The organism is Klebsiella sp. SWET4, from assembly GCF_024296565.1.
Classification (GTDB): Bacteria; Pseudomonadota; Gammaproteobacteria; order Enterobacterales; family Enterobacteriaceae; genus Klebsiella; species Klebsiella variicola.
In genome coordinates, this window is sequence record NZ_JANCOB010000011.1 from 73,179 (window position 1) to 87,098 (window position 13,920).

12 protein-coding genes are annotated in these 13,920 nt (G+C 58.7%); 2 read left to right on the top strand and 10 right to left on the bottom strand.

The window, feature by feature from the left end; translation table 11 throughout:
- The 4 genes from NKJ21_RS21675 to NKJ21_RS21690 are packed head-to-tail and all read right to left on the bottom strand — an operon-like array spanning window position 1 to window position 4,515.
- Window positions 1–1,005, bottom strand: coding sequence for an ABC transporter permease (locus tag NKJ21_RS21675; protein WP_032732686.1), 1,005 nt, complete (start codon window positions 1,003–1,005; stop codon window positions 1–3).
- Complete coding sequence (locus NKJ21_RS21680) at window positions 1,002–1,991, bottom strand: ABC transporter permease (protein ID WP_008805611.1); 990 nt, start codon at window positions 1,989–1,991, stop codon at window positions 1,002–1,004. Before NKJ21_RS21680 ends, NKJ21_RS21675 begins: the two co-directional genes overlap by 4 nt.
- A complete protein-coding gene (locus NKJ21_RS21685; RefSeq protein ID WP_072125391.1) occupies window positions 1,988–3,490 on the bottom strand; it encodes a sugar ABC transporter ATP-binding protein in 1,503 nt (500 codons plus the stop codon). Before NKJ21_RS21685 ends, NKJ21_RS21680 begins: the two co-directional genes overlap by 4 nt.
- A 44-nt stretch (window positions 3,491–3,534) precedes the next feature.
- Entirely contained in the window at window positions 3,535–4,515 is a 981-nt protein-coding gene (locus NKJ21_RS21690; protein WP_008805613.1) for a sugar ABC transporter substrate-binding protein, read from the bottom strand.
- A 411-nt stretch (window positions 4,516–4,926) separates the two neighbouring features.
- Here NKJ21_RS21690 and NKJ21_RS21695 point away from each other — a divergent pair, with 411 nt between their 5' ends.
- Window positions 4,927–7,236, top strand: a complete 2,310-nt coding sequence (locus NKJ21_RS21695) for a molybdopterin-dependent oxidoreductase (protein WP_023297216.1) — start codon at window positions 4,927–4,929, stop codon at window positions 7,234–7,236.
- A 107-nt stretch (window positions 7,237–7,343) separates the two neighbouring features.
- Here NKJ21_RS21695 and NKJ21_RS21700 read toward each other — a convergent pair whose 3' ends face one another.
- Entirely contained in the window at window positions 7,344–7,886 is a 543-nt protein-coding gene (locus NKJ21_RS21700; RefSeq protein WP_008805615.1) for an acireductone dioxygenase, read from the bottom strand.
- Window positions 7,883–8,572: an acireductone synthase gene (gene mtnC / locus NKJ21_RS21705; RefSeq protein ID WP_008805616.1), complete on the bottom strand. Its 690-nt coding sequence runs from the start codon at window positions 8,570–8,572 to the stop codon at window positions 7,883–7,885. Before mtnC ends, NKJ21_RS21700 begins: the two co-directional genes overlap by 4 nt.
- A 140-nt stretch (window positions 8,573–8,712) precedes the next feature.
- Here mtnC and NKJ21_RS21710 point away from each other — a divergent pair, with 140 nt between their 5' ends.
- Window positions 8,713–9,858: a pyridoxal phosphate-dependent aminotransferase gene (locus tag NKJ21_RS21710; RefSeq protein ID WP_162494477.1), complete on the top strand. Its 1,146-nt coding sequence runs from the start codon at window positions 8,713–8,715 to the stop codon at window positions 9,856–9,858.
- On the opposite strand, the gene NKJ21_RS21715 is transcribed toward NKJ21_RS21710, so the two are convergent.
- The 4 genes from NKJ21_RS21715 to dsbG all read right to left on the bottom strand — a co-directional run bounded on the left by NKJ21_RS21715 (window position 9,859) and on the right by dsbG (window position 13,667).
- Window positions 9,859–10,485 carry a ParB/RepB/Spo0J family partition protein gene (locus NKJ21_RS21715; protein ID WP_023297217.1) on the bottom strand — a complete coding sequence of 209 codons (627 nt, stop codon included), beginning with the start codon at window positions 10,483–10,485 and terminating at the stop codon, window positions 9,859–9,861.
- Complete coding sequence (locus tag NKJ21_RS21720; RefSeq protein WP_208777576.1) at window positions 10,470–11,693, bottom strand: phosphoadenosine phosphosulfate reductase; 1,224 nt, start codon at window positions 11,691–11,693, stop codon at window positions 10,470–10,472. Before NKJ21_RS21720 ends, NKJ21_RS21715 begins: the two co-directional genes overlap by 16 nt.
- Before the next feature lie 111 nt (window positions 11,694–11,804).
- A complete protein-coding gene (locus tag NKJ21_RS21725) occupies window positions 11,805–12,737 on the bottom strand; it encodes a LysR family transcriptional regulator (RefSeq protein WP_008805620.1) in 933 nt (310 codons plus the stop codon).
- A 180-nt stretch (window positions 12,738–12,917) separates the two neighbouring features.
- A complete protein-coding gene (dsbG, locus tag NKJ21_RS21730) occupies window positions 12,918–13,667 on the bottom strand; it encodes a thiol:disulfide interchange protein DsbG (protein ID WP_008805621.1) in 750 nt (249 codons plus the stop codon).
- Window positions 13,668–13,920: the final 253 nt, after the last annotated feature.

Below are 13,920 nucleotides of genomic sequence, written 5' to 3' on the forward strand. Positions count from 1 at the left end.
TTAGCGATGCGTTTGGCGCAGGCGCGCCTGCCAGAAGGAAAGGGCGAGGGCCACCACCAGAATCACGCCGACCAGCGCGTCCTTCACCAGATAATTGAGCCCCATCAGGTTCAGGCCATTATCAATAATGGCAAGGAACAGCACGCCGCCGAGGGTGCCAAGGATGCTGACCCGGCCCAGACGATTAAAGGCGGTGCCGATAAATACTGCCGCAATGGCGTCCATCAGGTAAGACTGCCCGGCCAGCGGGGTAAACTGCCGCAGGTTGGCGGAGAGGATCACCCCGCCGACGGCACAGAGCGCCGAGGCGGCCACCAGCACGCCGAGCATGGTCAGGCGATCGCGGATCCCGGCGATGCGCGCTGCTTCGCTGTTCTGACCGATGGCGCGGACATATTTGCCCCACAGCGTGCGCTCGGTGACCAGCCAGGCCACCAGCCACAGCGCCAGCACAATCACCACCGGCGTGGGGATCCCACCAAGGCTGCCCACTGCCAGATCGTGATATTCCGGCGCCATCCGCCGATAAGCTATCGCGCCGCCGCCGTCGGTATAGATGCGCTCGGCGCTGCTGGCGATAAACCAGGTGCCGAGCGTGGCGAGGAAGGGGCGGATCCGGCAGATGAGGATCAGAAAGGCATTGAGCAGGCCAATCAGGACGCCGCCAAGCAGGGCGCAGCCCACCGCGGCCTGCCACGGCAGATGCCAGGTTTTCAGGGCGACGAGGGCGAAGGCGGCGCCGAAATCGAGCGCAACGCCCACCGACAGATCAATCGCCCCGGCGCTGACGATCAAGGTCATCGCCATCGCCACAATCAGCAGGATCGCGCTGCCCTGCAGCAGGTTGGCCCAGTTATCCACGGTTAAAAATACCGGATTCGCCCAGCCAAACAGGGCGATGGCCAGCAGGGTGATGACGCCAAATCCGGCCCGCGATAGCCAGGCCAGCGGGCTGCTGGCCGTCGGTTCTGCCGGGGCAGGGGTTTTCAGGGTGATTTGGCTCATGCCTCGCCTCCTTTGTGTCTGACCGCCGATGCCGCCAGCACCACCAGGATCAGGCCGCCTTTAATGGCGCCCATCCAGAAGATATTGACTCCCAGCAGGCCGAGCCCGTTAGAGAGGGCGTTGACCAGAATTGCCCCCAGCAGCGCCCCCCAGATGGTGACCACCCGACGGCGCGAGAAGGCGGCGCCGATAAAGGTCGCCAGCACGGTTTCCAGCAGCAGCGGCGTGGCCGTCCCGCTGGAACTGCCGGAGCCCTGGCTGAGCAGCGGCAGAATAGCCAGCCCGGCGGCAATGCCCGCTAACAGCCAGACCAGCAGGGTCAAGCGGCGCACGTTCAGGCCGCTCATCTGCGCCATATCGCGATTGCCGCCCACCGCCTGCACATGCTGGCCGAAGCGGGAGTGGTGGAGCAGGAACTGGAACAGGATAAACACCCCCAGCAGATAGATCAGCGGCCAGGGCAGGCCCAGCACGCTGTTATCGCGAAAGGCGACCATCAGCGGATCGCTGACCGCGATGCGCCGCTGGCCGGTCAACAGATCTGTCAGGCCGGTAAACGCCACGGAGGTCGAGAGGGTGGCTAGCAGCGGCGGCAGGCCGGCCGCCAGCACCAGGAAGCCGTTGATCGCCCCGCAGAGCAGGCAAACCGCCGCCAGCAGCGCCAGCAGCAGGAGGTACGGCGTGTGCCATTCGGCCAGACCGAGGCTGAGCAGCGCGACGCCGAGCACCGCCGTCGCCGGCAGGGAGAGGTCGATGCCGCCGGAGACCACGTCATCCCCGCCCACGGCGATAACGCAGACCAGGCCGAAACAGAGGATCGCCAGCGGAACGCTCTGGACCAGCATCAGGCTGATATTTTGCCAGCTGAGAAAGTAGGGAGACTGTACGCTCAGCCATACCAGCAGCGCCAGAAACAGGATCAGGGGAAATTTTTCAATCAGCGTCGCCAGGCCCGGACGGCCGCGACGCTGGATAGCGGTACTCATAGTGAAGGCTCCTGTCCGCCGTTGATCGCCACCAGCAGGGCGTCCAGCGTTAGCCCGCGGGTGGGCAGATTGGCCGCCAGCGTGCCGCGCCAGAGGACCAGGATCCGGTCGCATAGTCCGAGCAGTTCGGGGGCGTCGCTGGAGGAGACCAGCACCGCCCGTCCTTTATCGGCCAGCTGGCGCGTCCGTTGATAAATATCGCGACGGGCGCCGATATCGACCCCAAGGGTGGGTTCATCGAGAATAAACAGCCGGGCATCGGTGCCGAGCCAGCGGGCGAGGATCGCTTTTTGCTGGTTGCCGCCGCTCATGTAGCGTACTGGCAGCGCCGGGCGTCCCGGGCGGATCGCCAGCTGTTCTATCCAGTCGCGCGCTTTCTGCTCGGCGATACCCCGCCGCTCCCAGCCAAAGGTAGCGGTCTCCGGCAGTGAGGCGAGATTAATATTGTCGGCGGTGGTGAAGGGCAGGATCAGCCCCTGATGGCGGCGGTCGCGTGGCACCAGCGCCATGCCGGCGCGGATCGCCTGCTTCGGCGTACGAATGCGCCGCGGCTGGCCGTCGAGGTGGATCGTACCGCGTTCTGCCGGGCGTAAGCCGTAGAGTAAGTCGACCAGCACATCGCGTCCGGCGCCCAGCAGGCCGGCGACGCCGACGATTTCGCCCGGCTGAATATCAAAAGAGAGATCCTGCAGCTGCCGCCCGTCGCTCAGCTGGCGCACCGAGAGCAGCGGGGCCGCCCCGGTGTCTGCCGCCGGGTGCTGGCGCGGGGTATACAGCTGGTCGATTTCCCGGCCGACCATCATGGCGATCAGCGCCTCGGTATTCTGCAGCAGGTCGCGGTCCGGGTAACCGACCACTTCCCCGTTACGCAGCACGGTGCCGCGGTCGCAGAGGGTAGCTATCTCATTGAGGTAGTGGGAAATATACAGAATGGCAATGCCCTGGTCGCGCAGGCGAAGGATGGCGGAGGAGACCAGACTGGCCTCCTGCGCCTCCAGGGGGGCGGTGGGCTCGTCGAACACCACCAGCCGCGCCGCGCCGTCGATCAGCGCGCGGGCAATCTGCACCAGCTTGCGCTCGGCCAGGCTCAGGTCGCGCACCAGCCGTTCGGGGTCGATCGCCAACTGCCAGTTTTGCTGGAAAAATTGCGCCGTGGCGGCCTTCATCCGTCGGCGATCCAGCGCCCCCCAGCGGGTGCGATACTCCTGGCCGAGAAACACCGATTCCGCGACGGTAAAGTGCGGGATCAGGTTAAGCTCCTGGTGAATGACGCGAATGCCGGCGGCTTCAATGGCTGCCGGATTGCCGAGGGGCAGCGGGTGACCGTCGAGGGTCGCGCTGCCGCTGTCAGCCTGATAGACGCCGGCGAGGATTTTAATCAGCGTCGATTTACCGGCGCCGTTCTCGCCAATCAGGCCATGAATTTCCCCCGGATTGAGGCGCAGGGTGACTGAATTAAGCGCCGTAACGCTGGCAAAACGTTTGCCGATCTGGTCCATGACCAGACCCGCGGCGGGGCGCTCCCCGCCAGGGTGTTGATTTATCACTGCAGTTCGCCGTATCCCAACTGTTTATACACCGCTTTCGCCTCCTGCGGACCTTTCACCGGTATCACCGGGATAAAGGTTTGCACCGGCAGTTTCTGACCGGCAAAGTAGCGGGCCACGTTGTCGGCGGAGGTCTGGCCAATCAGATGCGGCTGCTGCGCGACGTTAGCCACAAACGGACTGCCGGGCTCTGCCATGATCTCCAGCGTCTCCGGACCGGCGTCGATGGCCGTCACTTTCACGTCCTTATCACGGCCGGTCTCTTCCAGTGCCTGGACGATACCGATGGCCGGTTGATCCCAGCAGGCGACATGGATGGCGTCCAGTTTGCCTTTCGGATACTGGCTGAGTAATTCGAGGGTTTTCTTCCGCGCGTCTTCCGGCGAGTTGGCGAACTGTTCCGCGAGCTCAGGCTGGATAATATGAATATCCGGATAATCCTTAAGGACATATTTCCACTGATCGTAGCGAATTCCGCAAATACGCAGCGCGCTGGAGAACGCGTTAAATACGGCGACGTTGCCTTTGCCGCCTAATTCATCCGCCATGTAGCGGCCGATGGTCGAGCCTAAGGTGTAGTTATCGGAGGTGGTATTGTTGACCGAATATTGAGAAACATGATCCACGGTAAATACCGGGATACCAGCATCACGCAATGCTTTAAATTTTGGTTCGACGGCGCTGTCGCCGAGAATACTAATTACCGCGTCCACCTTGCGTGACAGTAAAATATCGTGATTATTGGCATGAACCTGATTATCGCGACCGCCATCAACGCCAATGACTTTGCCCCCCAGTTTCTCCACTTCCTCTGTCGCACCCTTAAAGGCCTCGCGATCCCAGAAATGCTGAGTGCCGACAACGGCAACGCCAATGGTTTTTCCCTGTAAGGAGAGGGCGTCTGCGGCAGTGACGCTCAGCGAGGCAAGGGAAAGCAGTCCCAGCGCGGCAGGCAATAATTTTCTCTTCTGCGACATTGTTATTATGATCCTGTGATGAAGGTGGTTGCGGACCGGTAGCATGACAAGAAGCACCTCGCCACCTCAAATACAAAATAAGTCTAAGTTATGCCGGGAATGTTATATCGCAGAAACGCCAGAGAAAAATGTTATTTTGCCATCGGGAACCTGAAAATATTTCATGATGCAAAATATACCTTTTTATTTTGTGGTTTTATTTTTGACTTTTTCCGTATTTATTTAACGGATAAAGACGGCTTTCTATTTATTGTGATGGCGTGGAGAAATAAGGCCCTTGCAGGGAAATGCAGGTGATTGCGCGGGCTAATACTTTTTTTAGCAGAGTAATGTCTGGCTGGGACGGGGATATTTCCGTCATTTCCTCGATTTATTTTAACGAGTTTTTTGGCTGAGAAGAACGCGAGTGCTATGAAGAAACAGCATAATTATACGGTGATGCACTGGGGAACGTGGCAGGTGGAGAGCCGCGAGGGCGATATCGTGGCGGTTAATCCGGTGCCCTGGGATAAAAATCCGTCACGCATTGGTCAGTCGCTCCCCGACGCGGTGACCAGCCAAACGCGCATTCGCCGTCCGGCGGTGCGCGCCGGCTATCTTCAGCAGGGCCCAGCGTCACGAGAAGGGCGAGGCAAGGAGCCCTTTGTCGAAGTCAGTTGGGAGGTGGCGCTGGACCTGCTGGCTCGCGAGCTGCGCTCGGTCAAGGCGCGCTGCGGCAATGAGGCGATCTACGGCGGCTCCTACGGCTGGGCCAGCGCTGGACGCTTTCACCATGCGCAGAGCCAGCTGCACCGGTTTCTCAAGGGATTTGGCGGGTACACCGCCAGCACCAATACCTATAGCAGCGCCGCGGGCGAGCGCATTCTGCCGCATATTCTCGGGCCGTTGAGCCCGCTGCACCGTCAGCATACCCATTTTTCCGAGCTGGCGCGGGAGTGCCAGCTGTTTGTCGCGATTGGCGGTCTGCCGCTGCGCAATGCCCAGGTCAACGGCGGCGGCGCCAATGACCATATGCTGCCGTACTGGCTGGATAAGATGCAGGCCAACGGCACCCGGTTTATCAATATCAGCCCGGTACGCAATGACCTCAGCGCGGTGCCCGACGCCGAGTGGCTGGCCATTCGTCCGGGCACCGATACCGCACTGCTGCTGGCGCTGAGCTATGTACTGATCGCTGAGTCTCTCTACGACCAGGCGTTTGTTGCCAGCCATACCGTCGGGTTTGCCCCCTATCGCGCTTATCTGTTGGGCGAGCACGACGGCGTAGCGAAAACCCCGGCGTGGGCGGCGGCGATTACCGGCCTGGATGCCCAGCGCATCGCCGACCTGGCGCGGGAGATGGCCCGCCACCGGACGATGGTGAATATCTCCTGGTCTATCCAGCGCGCCCGTCAGGGAGAGCAAGCCTACTGGGCGACGGTGGCCCTGACCGCGCTGCTGGGACAGATCGGCACGCCGGGCGGCGGCCTCGGGTTTGGCTACGCCTGCACTAACCTGGCGGGCGCGGTGCGAAAAGCGTTTTCCGGCCCACGCTTACCCGCCGGGGAGAATGCGGTGGATAGCGTTATCCCGGTGGCGCGGCTGTCCGATATGCTGCTGCACCCGGGAGAAGCCTATGAGTTCGACGGTCAGCAGCTGCGCTATCCCGACATCCGTCTGGTTTATTGGGCGGGAGGCAATGCGTTTCATCATCATCAGGATATCAACCGACTGTGCGAGGCCTGGCGCCGTCCGGAGACGGTGGTGGTGCATGAGCAGTACTGGACCGCGCAGGCTAAATTCTCCGATATCGTCCTGCCAGCCACCACCTCGCTGGAGCGAGAGGATATCGGCAGCGGCGGTCACGACGGGTTTATGATCGCCATGAGCGCGCAGATCCCGCCGGTGGGCGAAGCGCGTGACGATTACGCCATTTTCCACGATCTGGCCGATCGGCTGGGCTTCGGAGAACAGTTCAGCGAGGGGCGGGACGCCGGGCAGTGGCTGCGTCATCTCTATGAGGAGTCAAGACCGCGGGCGCAGGAGGAGGGTATTGCGCTGCCCTCGTTCGAGGACTTCTGGCAGCAAGGGGTACTGGAGTACAGTGCGCCGGAGCGGCCGCAGATCTTTCTCGCCGATTTTCGCGCCGATCCGCAGCGCTATCCGCTCTCCACGCCCTCCGGCAAGATTGAACTCTTTTCCGCCACCATCGCCGGGTTTGGCTATCGTGAATGCCCTGGCCATCCGTGGTGGGATGAGGAAGAGGCCGCCCGGCAGCGACAGGAGGCGGCGCGCTGGCCGCTTCATCTGCTCTCCAGTCAGCCGCGCGCCCGCCTGCACAGTCAGTACGACCACGGCAGCGTCAGCCGGGCGACGAAAATTCAGGGACGCGAGCCGCTGTGGATGCATCCGAGCGATGCGCAGGCAAGAGACATCCGCGAAGGCAGCGTGGTGAAGGTCTATAACGACCGCGGGGCGATTCTGGCGGGCGTGCACCTGAGCGAGCAGATTTTGCCCGGCGTGGTACAGATGTCCACCGGCGCCTGGTATGACCCGCTGGATCCCAATGAAAAAGGAACGCTCGATAAGCACGGTAATCCCAACGTGTTAACCGAGGATCGCGGCAGTTCGCGCCTGGGGCAGGGCTGTAGCGCCCAGAGCTGTTGGGTGGAGATCGCCCCGTGGCGTGAGGCACTGCCGCCGATCACCGCCTTTGATCCACCGAGGTTTATTGAGGTTTAGGCGTTGGCGCTCGCCGGCGGCGGGGCGGGTAGTCCGGAGGAGGCGCGGTATGCGCCGCCTCCGGCAAAGCCCGCGCCTGGCGGTTTAAGACTGACGACAGTTTGACGTTACGCCAGCCGCGGGTAGGCGCTGGCGATATCGTCACCGGTAAACTGGGCGATCCAGCCTTCCGGGTTATCAAAAATGCGAATGGCGGTGAAGTTCGGTTCTGAACCCATATCAAACCAGTGCGGGGTGTGGGCGGGAACCGAAATCAGATCGTTCTTTTCGCACAGTACCTGGAACACCTCGTCGCCAATATGCAGGCAGAACAGGCCGGCGCCCTCGACAAAAAACCGCACCTCGTCTTCGCCATGGGTGTGCTCGTTGAGGAATTTTTCCCGCAGCGCCTCTTTTTGCGGGTTATCGGCGCGCAGGCTGATGACGTCCCAGCTCTGGTAGCCCTTTTCGGCGACCAGTTTATCAATCGCATGCTGATAGGCGGCAATGACCGTTTCCGGGCTGGGATTTGCGCCGAGGTCGCGGTCGGCCTGCCAGCGCTCGAAGCGGACGCCTTTGGCGTTCAGTTGATCCTGAATCGCTTTGGCGTCGGTGCTGTGCCAGAGCGGTGTTTGCGGATCGGTCACGGAAAAAAGAGTTAATGCGCTCATGCTGGGATCTGCTCCGGATGAATGTCGTCAAAACGCTGAACCTGAGGATGGTGGCTCGCCGGGTCGCGGTCGCCGCGTACCAGCTGGATCGTTCGCAAACCTGCAGCCTCGGCGGCGTCGAGCTCCTGATGGATATCCGACAGGAACAGGATGGTGCCAGGGGCATGGCCCAGGTGTTCAGCAATGTTACGGTAGGACTGCACCTCGCGTTTGGCGCCTACCAGGGTATCGAAATAGCCCGTGAACAGATGAGTAATATCACCTTCATCGCTGTAGCCAAATAACAATTTCTGCGCGGCGACGGAGCCTGAGGAATATACATACAGATCAATGCCCTGCGCTTTCCATTTCTCCAGCGCCGGCAGTACGTCCGGATAGAGATGGCCGGTAAAGTCGCCGTTGAGATAGCCGTCACGCCAGATGATCCCCTGCAGCGCCTTTAGCGCCGTGGATTTACGGTCTTCGTCCATAAAGGCGAAGAGGGTAGTGATAAGGTCGGCGGTGCTGGCGGCCGGGGCGTCTGTCTCGCGGCGCAGGTTGTCGAGAATGGTTTTGACGGGCTCAGCGTACTGCTGAGCGGTCACAAAGCCGGCCAGTCGTTCGCGGGCGTAGGGGAACAGCACGTTATGCACGAAGCGGATATCGCTGGTGGTGCCTTCTATGTCGGTCACGATGGCGCGGATCATGGTTTCTCCAGAGTGGCGTGGCGCGGAATAACATTAGCATTTAGACGTCTAAGCGTCTTGATTGCCAAATATTAACATCGTGTTATAGTGGCTTCAACAACAGCATTACAATCGGTATAAAAAGAATGAGCAATAACCCTTTGATTCCAGAGAGTAAACTTCCTGCGCTCGGCACAACGATTTTTACCCAGATGAGCGCCCTGGCCCAGCAGCATCAGGCCATCAACCTGTCACAGGGCTTTCCCGATTTCGACGGCCCGCGCTATCTTCAGGAGCGTCTGGCCTACCATGTGGCGCAGGGGGCGAATCAGTACGCCCCGATGACCGGCGTGCCGGCGCTGCGCGAGGCGATCGCCGGGAAGACAGCGGAGCTGTATGATTACCTGCCCGACGTCAATAGCGATATCACGGTCACCGCCGGCGCGACGGAGGCCCTGTACGCGGCGATCACCGCTCTGGTGCGCCGCGGCGACGAAGTGATCTGTTTCGATCCCAGCTATGACAGCTATGCTCCCGCGGTGGCGCTGGCCGGCGGCGAATTACGCCGTATTGCGCTGCAGCCGCCGCATTTTCGCGTCGACTGGCAGCAGTTTGCTGCGGCGCTGAGCGATAAAACCCGTCTGGTGATCCTCAATACCCCGCACAATCCATCAGCTACCGTCTGGCAGCGCGAAGATTTTGCTGCCCTGTGGCAGGCGATTGCCGAACGCGAGATCTATGTCCTCAGCGATGAGGTCTATGAGCACATCTGCTTTGCCGAGGGCGGCCACGCCAGCGTGCTGGCGCATCCCCAGCTTCGCGAGCGGGCGGTGGCGGTCTCCTCGTTTGGCAAAACGTTTCATATGACCGGCTGGAAGGTCGGCTACTGCGTAGCCCCGGCGGCCATCAGCGCCGAACTGCGCAAGGTGCATCAGTATCTGACCTTCTCGGTGAATACCCCGGCGCAGCTGGCGATCGCCGACATGCTGCGCGAAGCGCCTGAGCACTATCGTGAGCTGCCGGCGTTTTATCGGGAACGTCGCGATCTGTTTATTGAAGCGCTGCGCCCAAGCCGGCTGGAACTTCTGCCCTGTGAAGGGACCTATTTCCTGCTGGCGGACTACAGCGCCATTTCCGATCTTGACGACGTCAGCTTCTGCCGCTGGCTGACGACCGAAGTCGGGGTGGCGGCGATCCCGCTCTCCGTCTTCTGCGCCGATCCGTTCCCGCACAAGCTGATCCGCTTATGCTTTGCCAAACAGCCGGCGACTCTGTTGGCTGCGGCGACGCGTTTGTGCCAGCTGTAGTCACTTAATCGTCCACGCCTGGGAGAACTGGCGGCCAGCGAACATCTCCGTGAGGCCGCTAATTTGCTTCAGGCGCAATACCTCATCGGCATCCATCCCCAGCTCTTTGCCGATTTTCTGTGGCGTCCAGCCAAGCTGGGTCAGTTCGCGGACAATCTCTGACATGGCGTGGATTTGGTGGCGCCCGCGCGCCCGGTTATGGCGTATGGTCGCTGCCATCAGCCCGTCACGCGAGGCGGCTTCACTCGTCAGGCAGGTCACTGGCAGATAACCTTTCAGCGTTTTTTTCAGCACCGCTTTGCTGCAGGCCAGCTCATGACGGTGAAAACCGTCGACAATCGTATACGACTGCGGGCTTTGCTGGATGACGACGACCGGCTGGGTAAAGCCGTCGGCTTCCAGCGACGTTTGCAGCAGGCGTTTTTCCGGTGGCGCCACGTTATTCGGATTGTAGTCGTTGGGGATGACCTGCTCCTGTTTTACCCACAGCACGCAGTCAACGGGCTGGGAGCGGAAGGGACTGCGCTGGTGGAGCACCTGACGAAACGCATTGATTGCCTCGATGCGCGCCTCGTCATCCAGCGTTTGCAGATAAGCGTCCAGCGCCTGCGTCAGTTGTTGTTGCATAATATCCCCCATTGTTGGCGATGTTTTTCCATGCGTTTACGGTAGCGCTGATAGTGGCTGCTTTTGGTCGGGCTAAACGAAAGCTGACGGCACCAGTAGTCGTTATTGAGCAGCACTTTGCAGACCCGCCGCCAGGACGGGATATCTTTGGTGCCAATGTCCGCAGGCTGGGTGTCCGGAATATCTTCCATGCCTTTTTTCTGATACCAACGCAGGTAGACGGCGATTTTGTTGCGGTAGTGCTCGGCAGTGGTTTCCGGCATGCTGTCGAGCAGGAACAGCGCATAGCTTTTCCATGTCAGGTGGTCGGGCTTGTCGATTTTTCGGTGGCCGTAAAATTGATTATCATGCCCGGCATAGACCCCGCCGCTGTGTGCGCCGCTCACCCGCTGACACATTGCGGCCCAGCGCTCAGGCTCCAGCACATGGTAGAGCCACAGCCCCTGGCGCTGCTCCGGACCGAACGGTTCGCAGATGCGCATATAGCGCAGCGGCACCCCGGCCTGATACATCAGATCGTACAGAGGGTTATAAGACTGCCGGCTTTTGGCAAACCAGGTCCAGATGTCGGCCGTTTTCCAGTCATAGAGCGGGTAGATGTACCAGGCGTGGCCGCCCGGCGCCGAGGTGGTCCAGGGTTTATCATCGGCGAAGCGTTGTTTACGCTGCGAAGAGATGGCCATAAAGCGATTCAGTGACTCGTCGGCGCGAATGCCCACCAGCACGGCGGCGGGGCGCCGCTGTGAAAACCACTCGGCGAAGTGGCTGACAAAGGACTCAAAGCTCATCCCCGGTTGATAAAATGAAAAATAGCCCGGGTGGGTAATCGCCCAGGGCGGCGGCTGACGGACCCAGTCGGCCCCGGGCTCCCAGCATTGCCATTGCGGTTTATACTGCGTCAGCGCGTTTTGGGTGGTGAGCGGCAGGGCGACCCAGTAAAAGGTTTCGACAACATCCGCATACAGCGCACGCAGTTTTTCGCAGTGGGCGATGGTGCAGGAGAACTGCGCTTCCCAGTCAATAAACAACACACTGATTTTTTTACCCTGTAACCGCGCCGTCTGGGCGGTTAAATGCAGCATGACGGTGGAGTCTTTTCCACCCGAGAAAGAGACGCAAACGCGTGAAAAATTATCCAGCACCCACTGGATGCGCTGCTCAGTTGCCTGCAGCACCGATTCCGGTAAGGGATATTTAATAAACGACATGACCATTAATCCTTTAATAGTAGAGCTTCCCGTTTGTTCAGTATAAACGATGAGCGCTGCGAAATTAATGGTCGATCTGCATTCAAACAGAGTGTGAAAACAGGTGGGCAGTTACTCACTATTATTAAGTTGTGGGCGTGATATATCTCTGTCATTCATTAGAATGGAGATTAATTCAGATAGAAAATGATTTTGTGTAGATGATTGATGGTAGTTAATGTATATCGTGATCTCTGGAAAAAGTGCCTCTATATCGAGAGCGTGAAGTGGCATGGCCGGGGAAATAAAATCATATAAATAGGAGGGGATGAAGCCAATTAAGTCGGTTTTATTGATCATGTTAAGAATGGTCATAAAAGAGTCGCTGCGAAAGGCAATATTACCCGGATTTAACCATGGCGTGCTGCTTTGCTGGACGCGCTGAATGACAGGATCGTTGGTGATATAGTGGGTGAAAAATTCCTGCGCCAGCGCTTCAATCGACGTGAGTTGATCTCGCCGCGGATGGTCCGCCCGGCAAACCGCCAGCGTCTGCACCGTCTGATAGGGCTGACAGATCGTGGCGCGGTTGGTAATAGGCATTCGGGTGAACACCAGGTCCGCCTGGCGATACGCCAGCAGCTCTTCAGCCGATTCCGTGGTGGTCAGGTTATGGTGCTCAATCTGCAAATTGGCCTGATGACAGAGCTCATTAATCATAAAATGGCTATTCACTGAACAGAACAGCGGAGGGCCATATATCACGATACGTTTACGCAGTTCGGAGCGATTATTGAGATTGATGGTTTTTTCCAGCTGTTCGAGATTTTGTTGCAAATGATAATGAAGATTGACACAGGCGGTAGTGGGCGTCATCCCTTTCCCAACGCGAACAAATAACGGATCGTTTAACTGCTGGCGCAAACGCTGCAACGACTGGCTCACCGCTGACGGGGTGATAAATAACATGGCGGCTGCTTTGCTAATGCTCAAATGTTGATAGATACATTCAAAAATAACCAATAAATTCAAATCGAACTTTTTCAGATCGTAAAGATTTGCCATTAATGCAGTCCTGTGTATTATCAGCGCGGGTGGAAATATTCTTAGTGAGAATGTTGATTGGCTTAATATTTGCGGTGTGAATTTAATTACCGGACTATAACGTTAAGTTCTGCTTAATATATCTTATCGTCGACAGGGGCGCCAGCGGTCGTTGTTATCTGGCGCCATTATGCAATGGGATTATTCTTGTTCGCCCATCATGATCTGCAGTTTTTCTTTATCCGGCAGGCCGACCACCTGCTGCAGCATATTATCCTTATTCATATAGTAAATGGCTGGCGTGACGTTGGCCCCCAGTTCGTCCATCAGTTGCTGATTAACGTTGAGCACTTTCATTTTCTCCGGCGGAATAGCCTGCGGGATCGTCAGGGCCATTTTCCCATTCGATTGCTCATAATCATGCCAGGTCTTCGCCGGATCCTTGGTGGCCAGAATCGCGGCGGCGGTGGCCGGGCTTTCGGGCTTGATCACCCCCACCAGCAGGGTGCGGATCTGCACTTTACCGGCTTCCACCCAGGGGCGGGACTGCTGCCAGAACTGTTTACAGTAGGGGCAGAAGGGATCGGCAAAGACATACAGCACGATGGGGGCGTCCTTATTGCCATCCTGCAGCCAGTGGGCGCTGGCCATCTTCTTCCACATCTCCTGTCCTGCCGGCGTGTAGAGCTCTTTTTGAAACAACTGCTCGCTGAGGTTGTTGCCGTTCTCGTCATACATATAGCCGGAAATGGCATGTTTGCCGTCCGGCGTGAGGTAGATGGCGACCCCCATGTCCTGGTATTTGCCCAGCCAGCCTTTCATTCCCCCTGGCGCCTCAAAGGGTTTTATAATGGTAATGCCCTGTTTTTCAATCGCTTTTACCGGAGCGGGGAGCTCCTCCGCCTGGCTACATAACGGAAAAAGGCTGAGCAAGAGAAGACGCTTTAACATGAATATTCCTTGTAAAATCAGCAGGAAAGGGCAAAACGATTGTCGAACCTATCACAGTCATAGGCAAGATCAGCAGAATGACGGATTGCCCTTTGCTGGCGTGGGTGATGTAATCCTGGATGCTGTTACATTAAGGTAATGTAGAGCGCAACACATAGCCAGTCTGACTGGCGCTGAACCTACCTTCGGGTATTTCAGGTAACGGGGCCGCCTGAAAGGGTGGCCTTTTTACTTTTGTCGCGGCAAATGATGC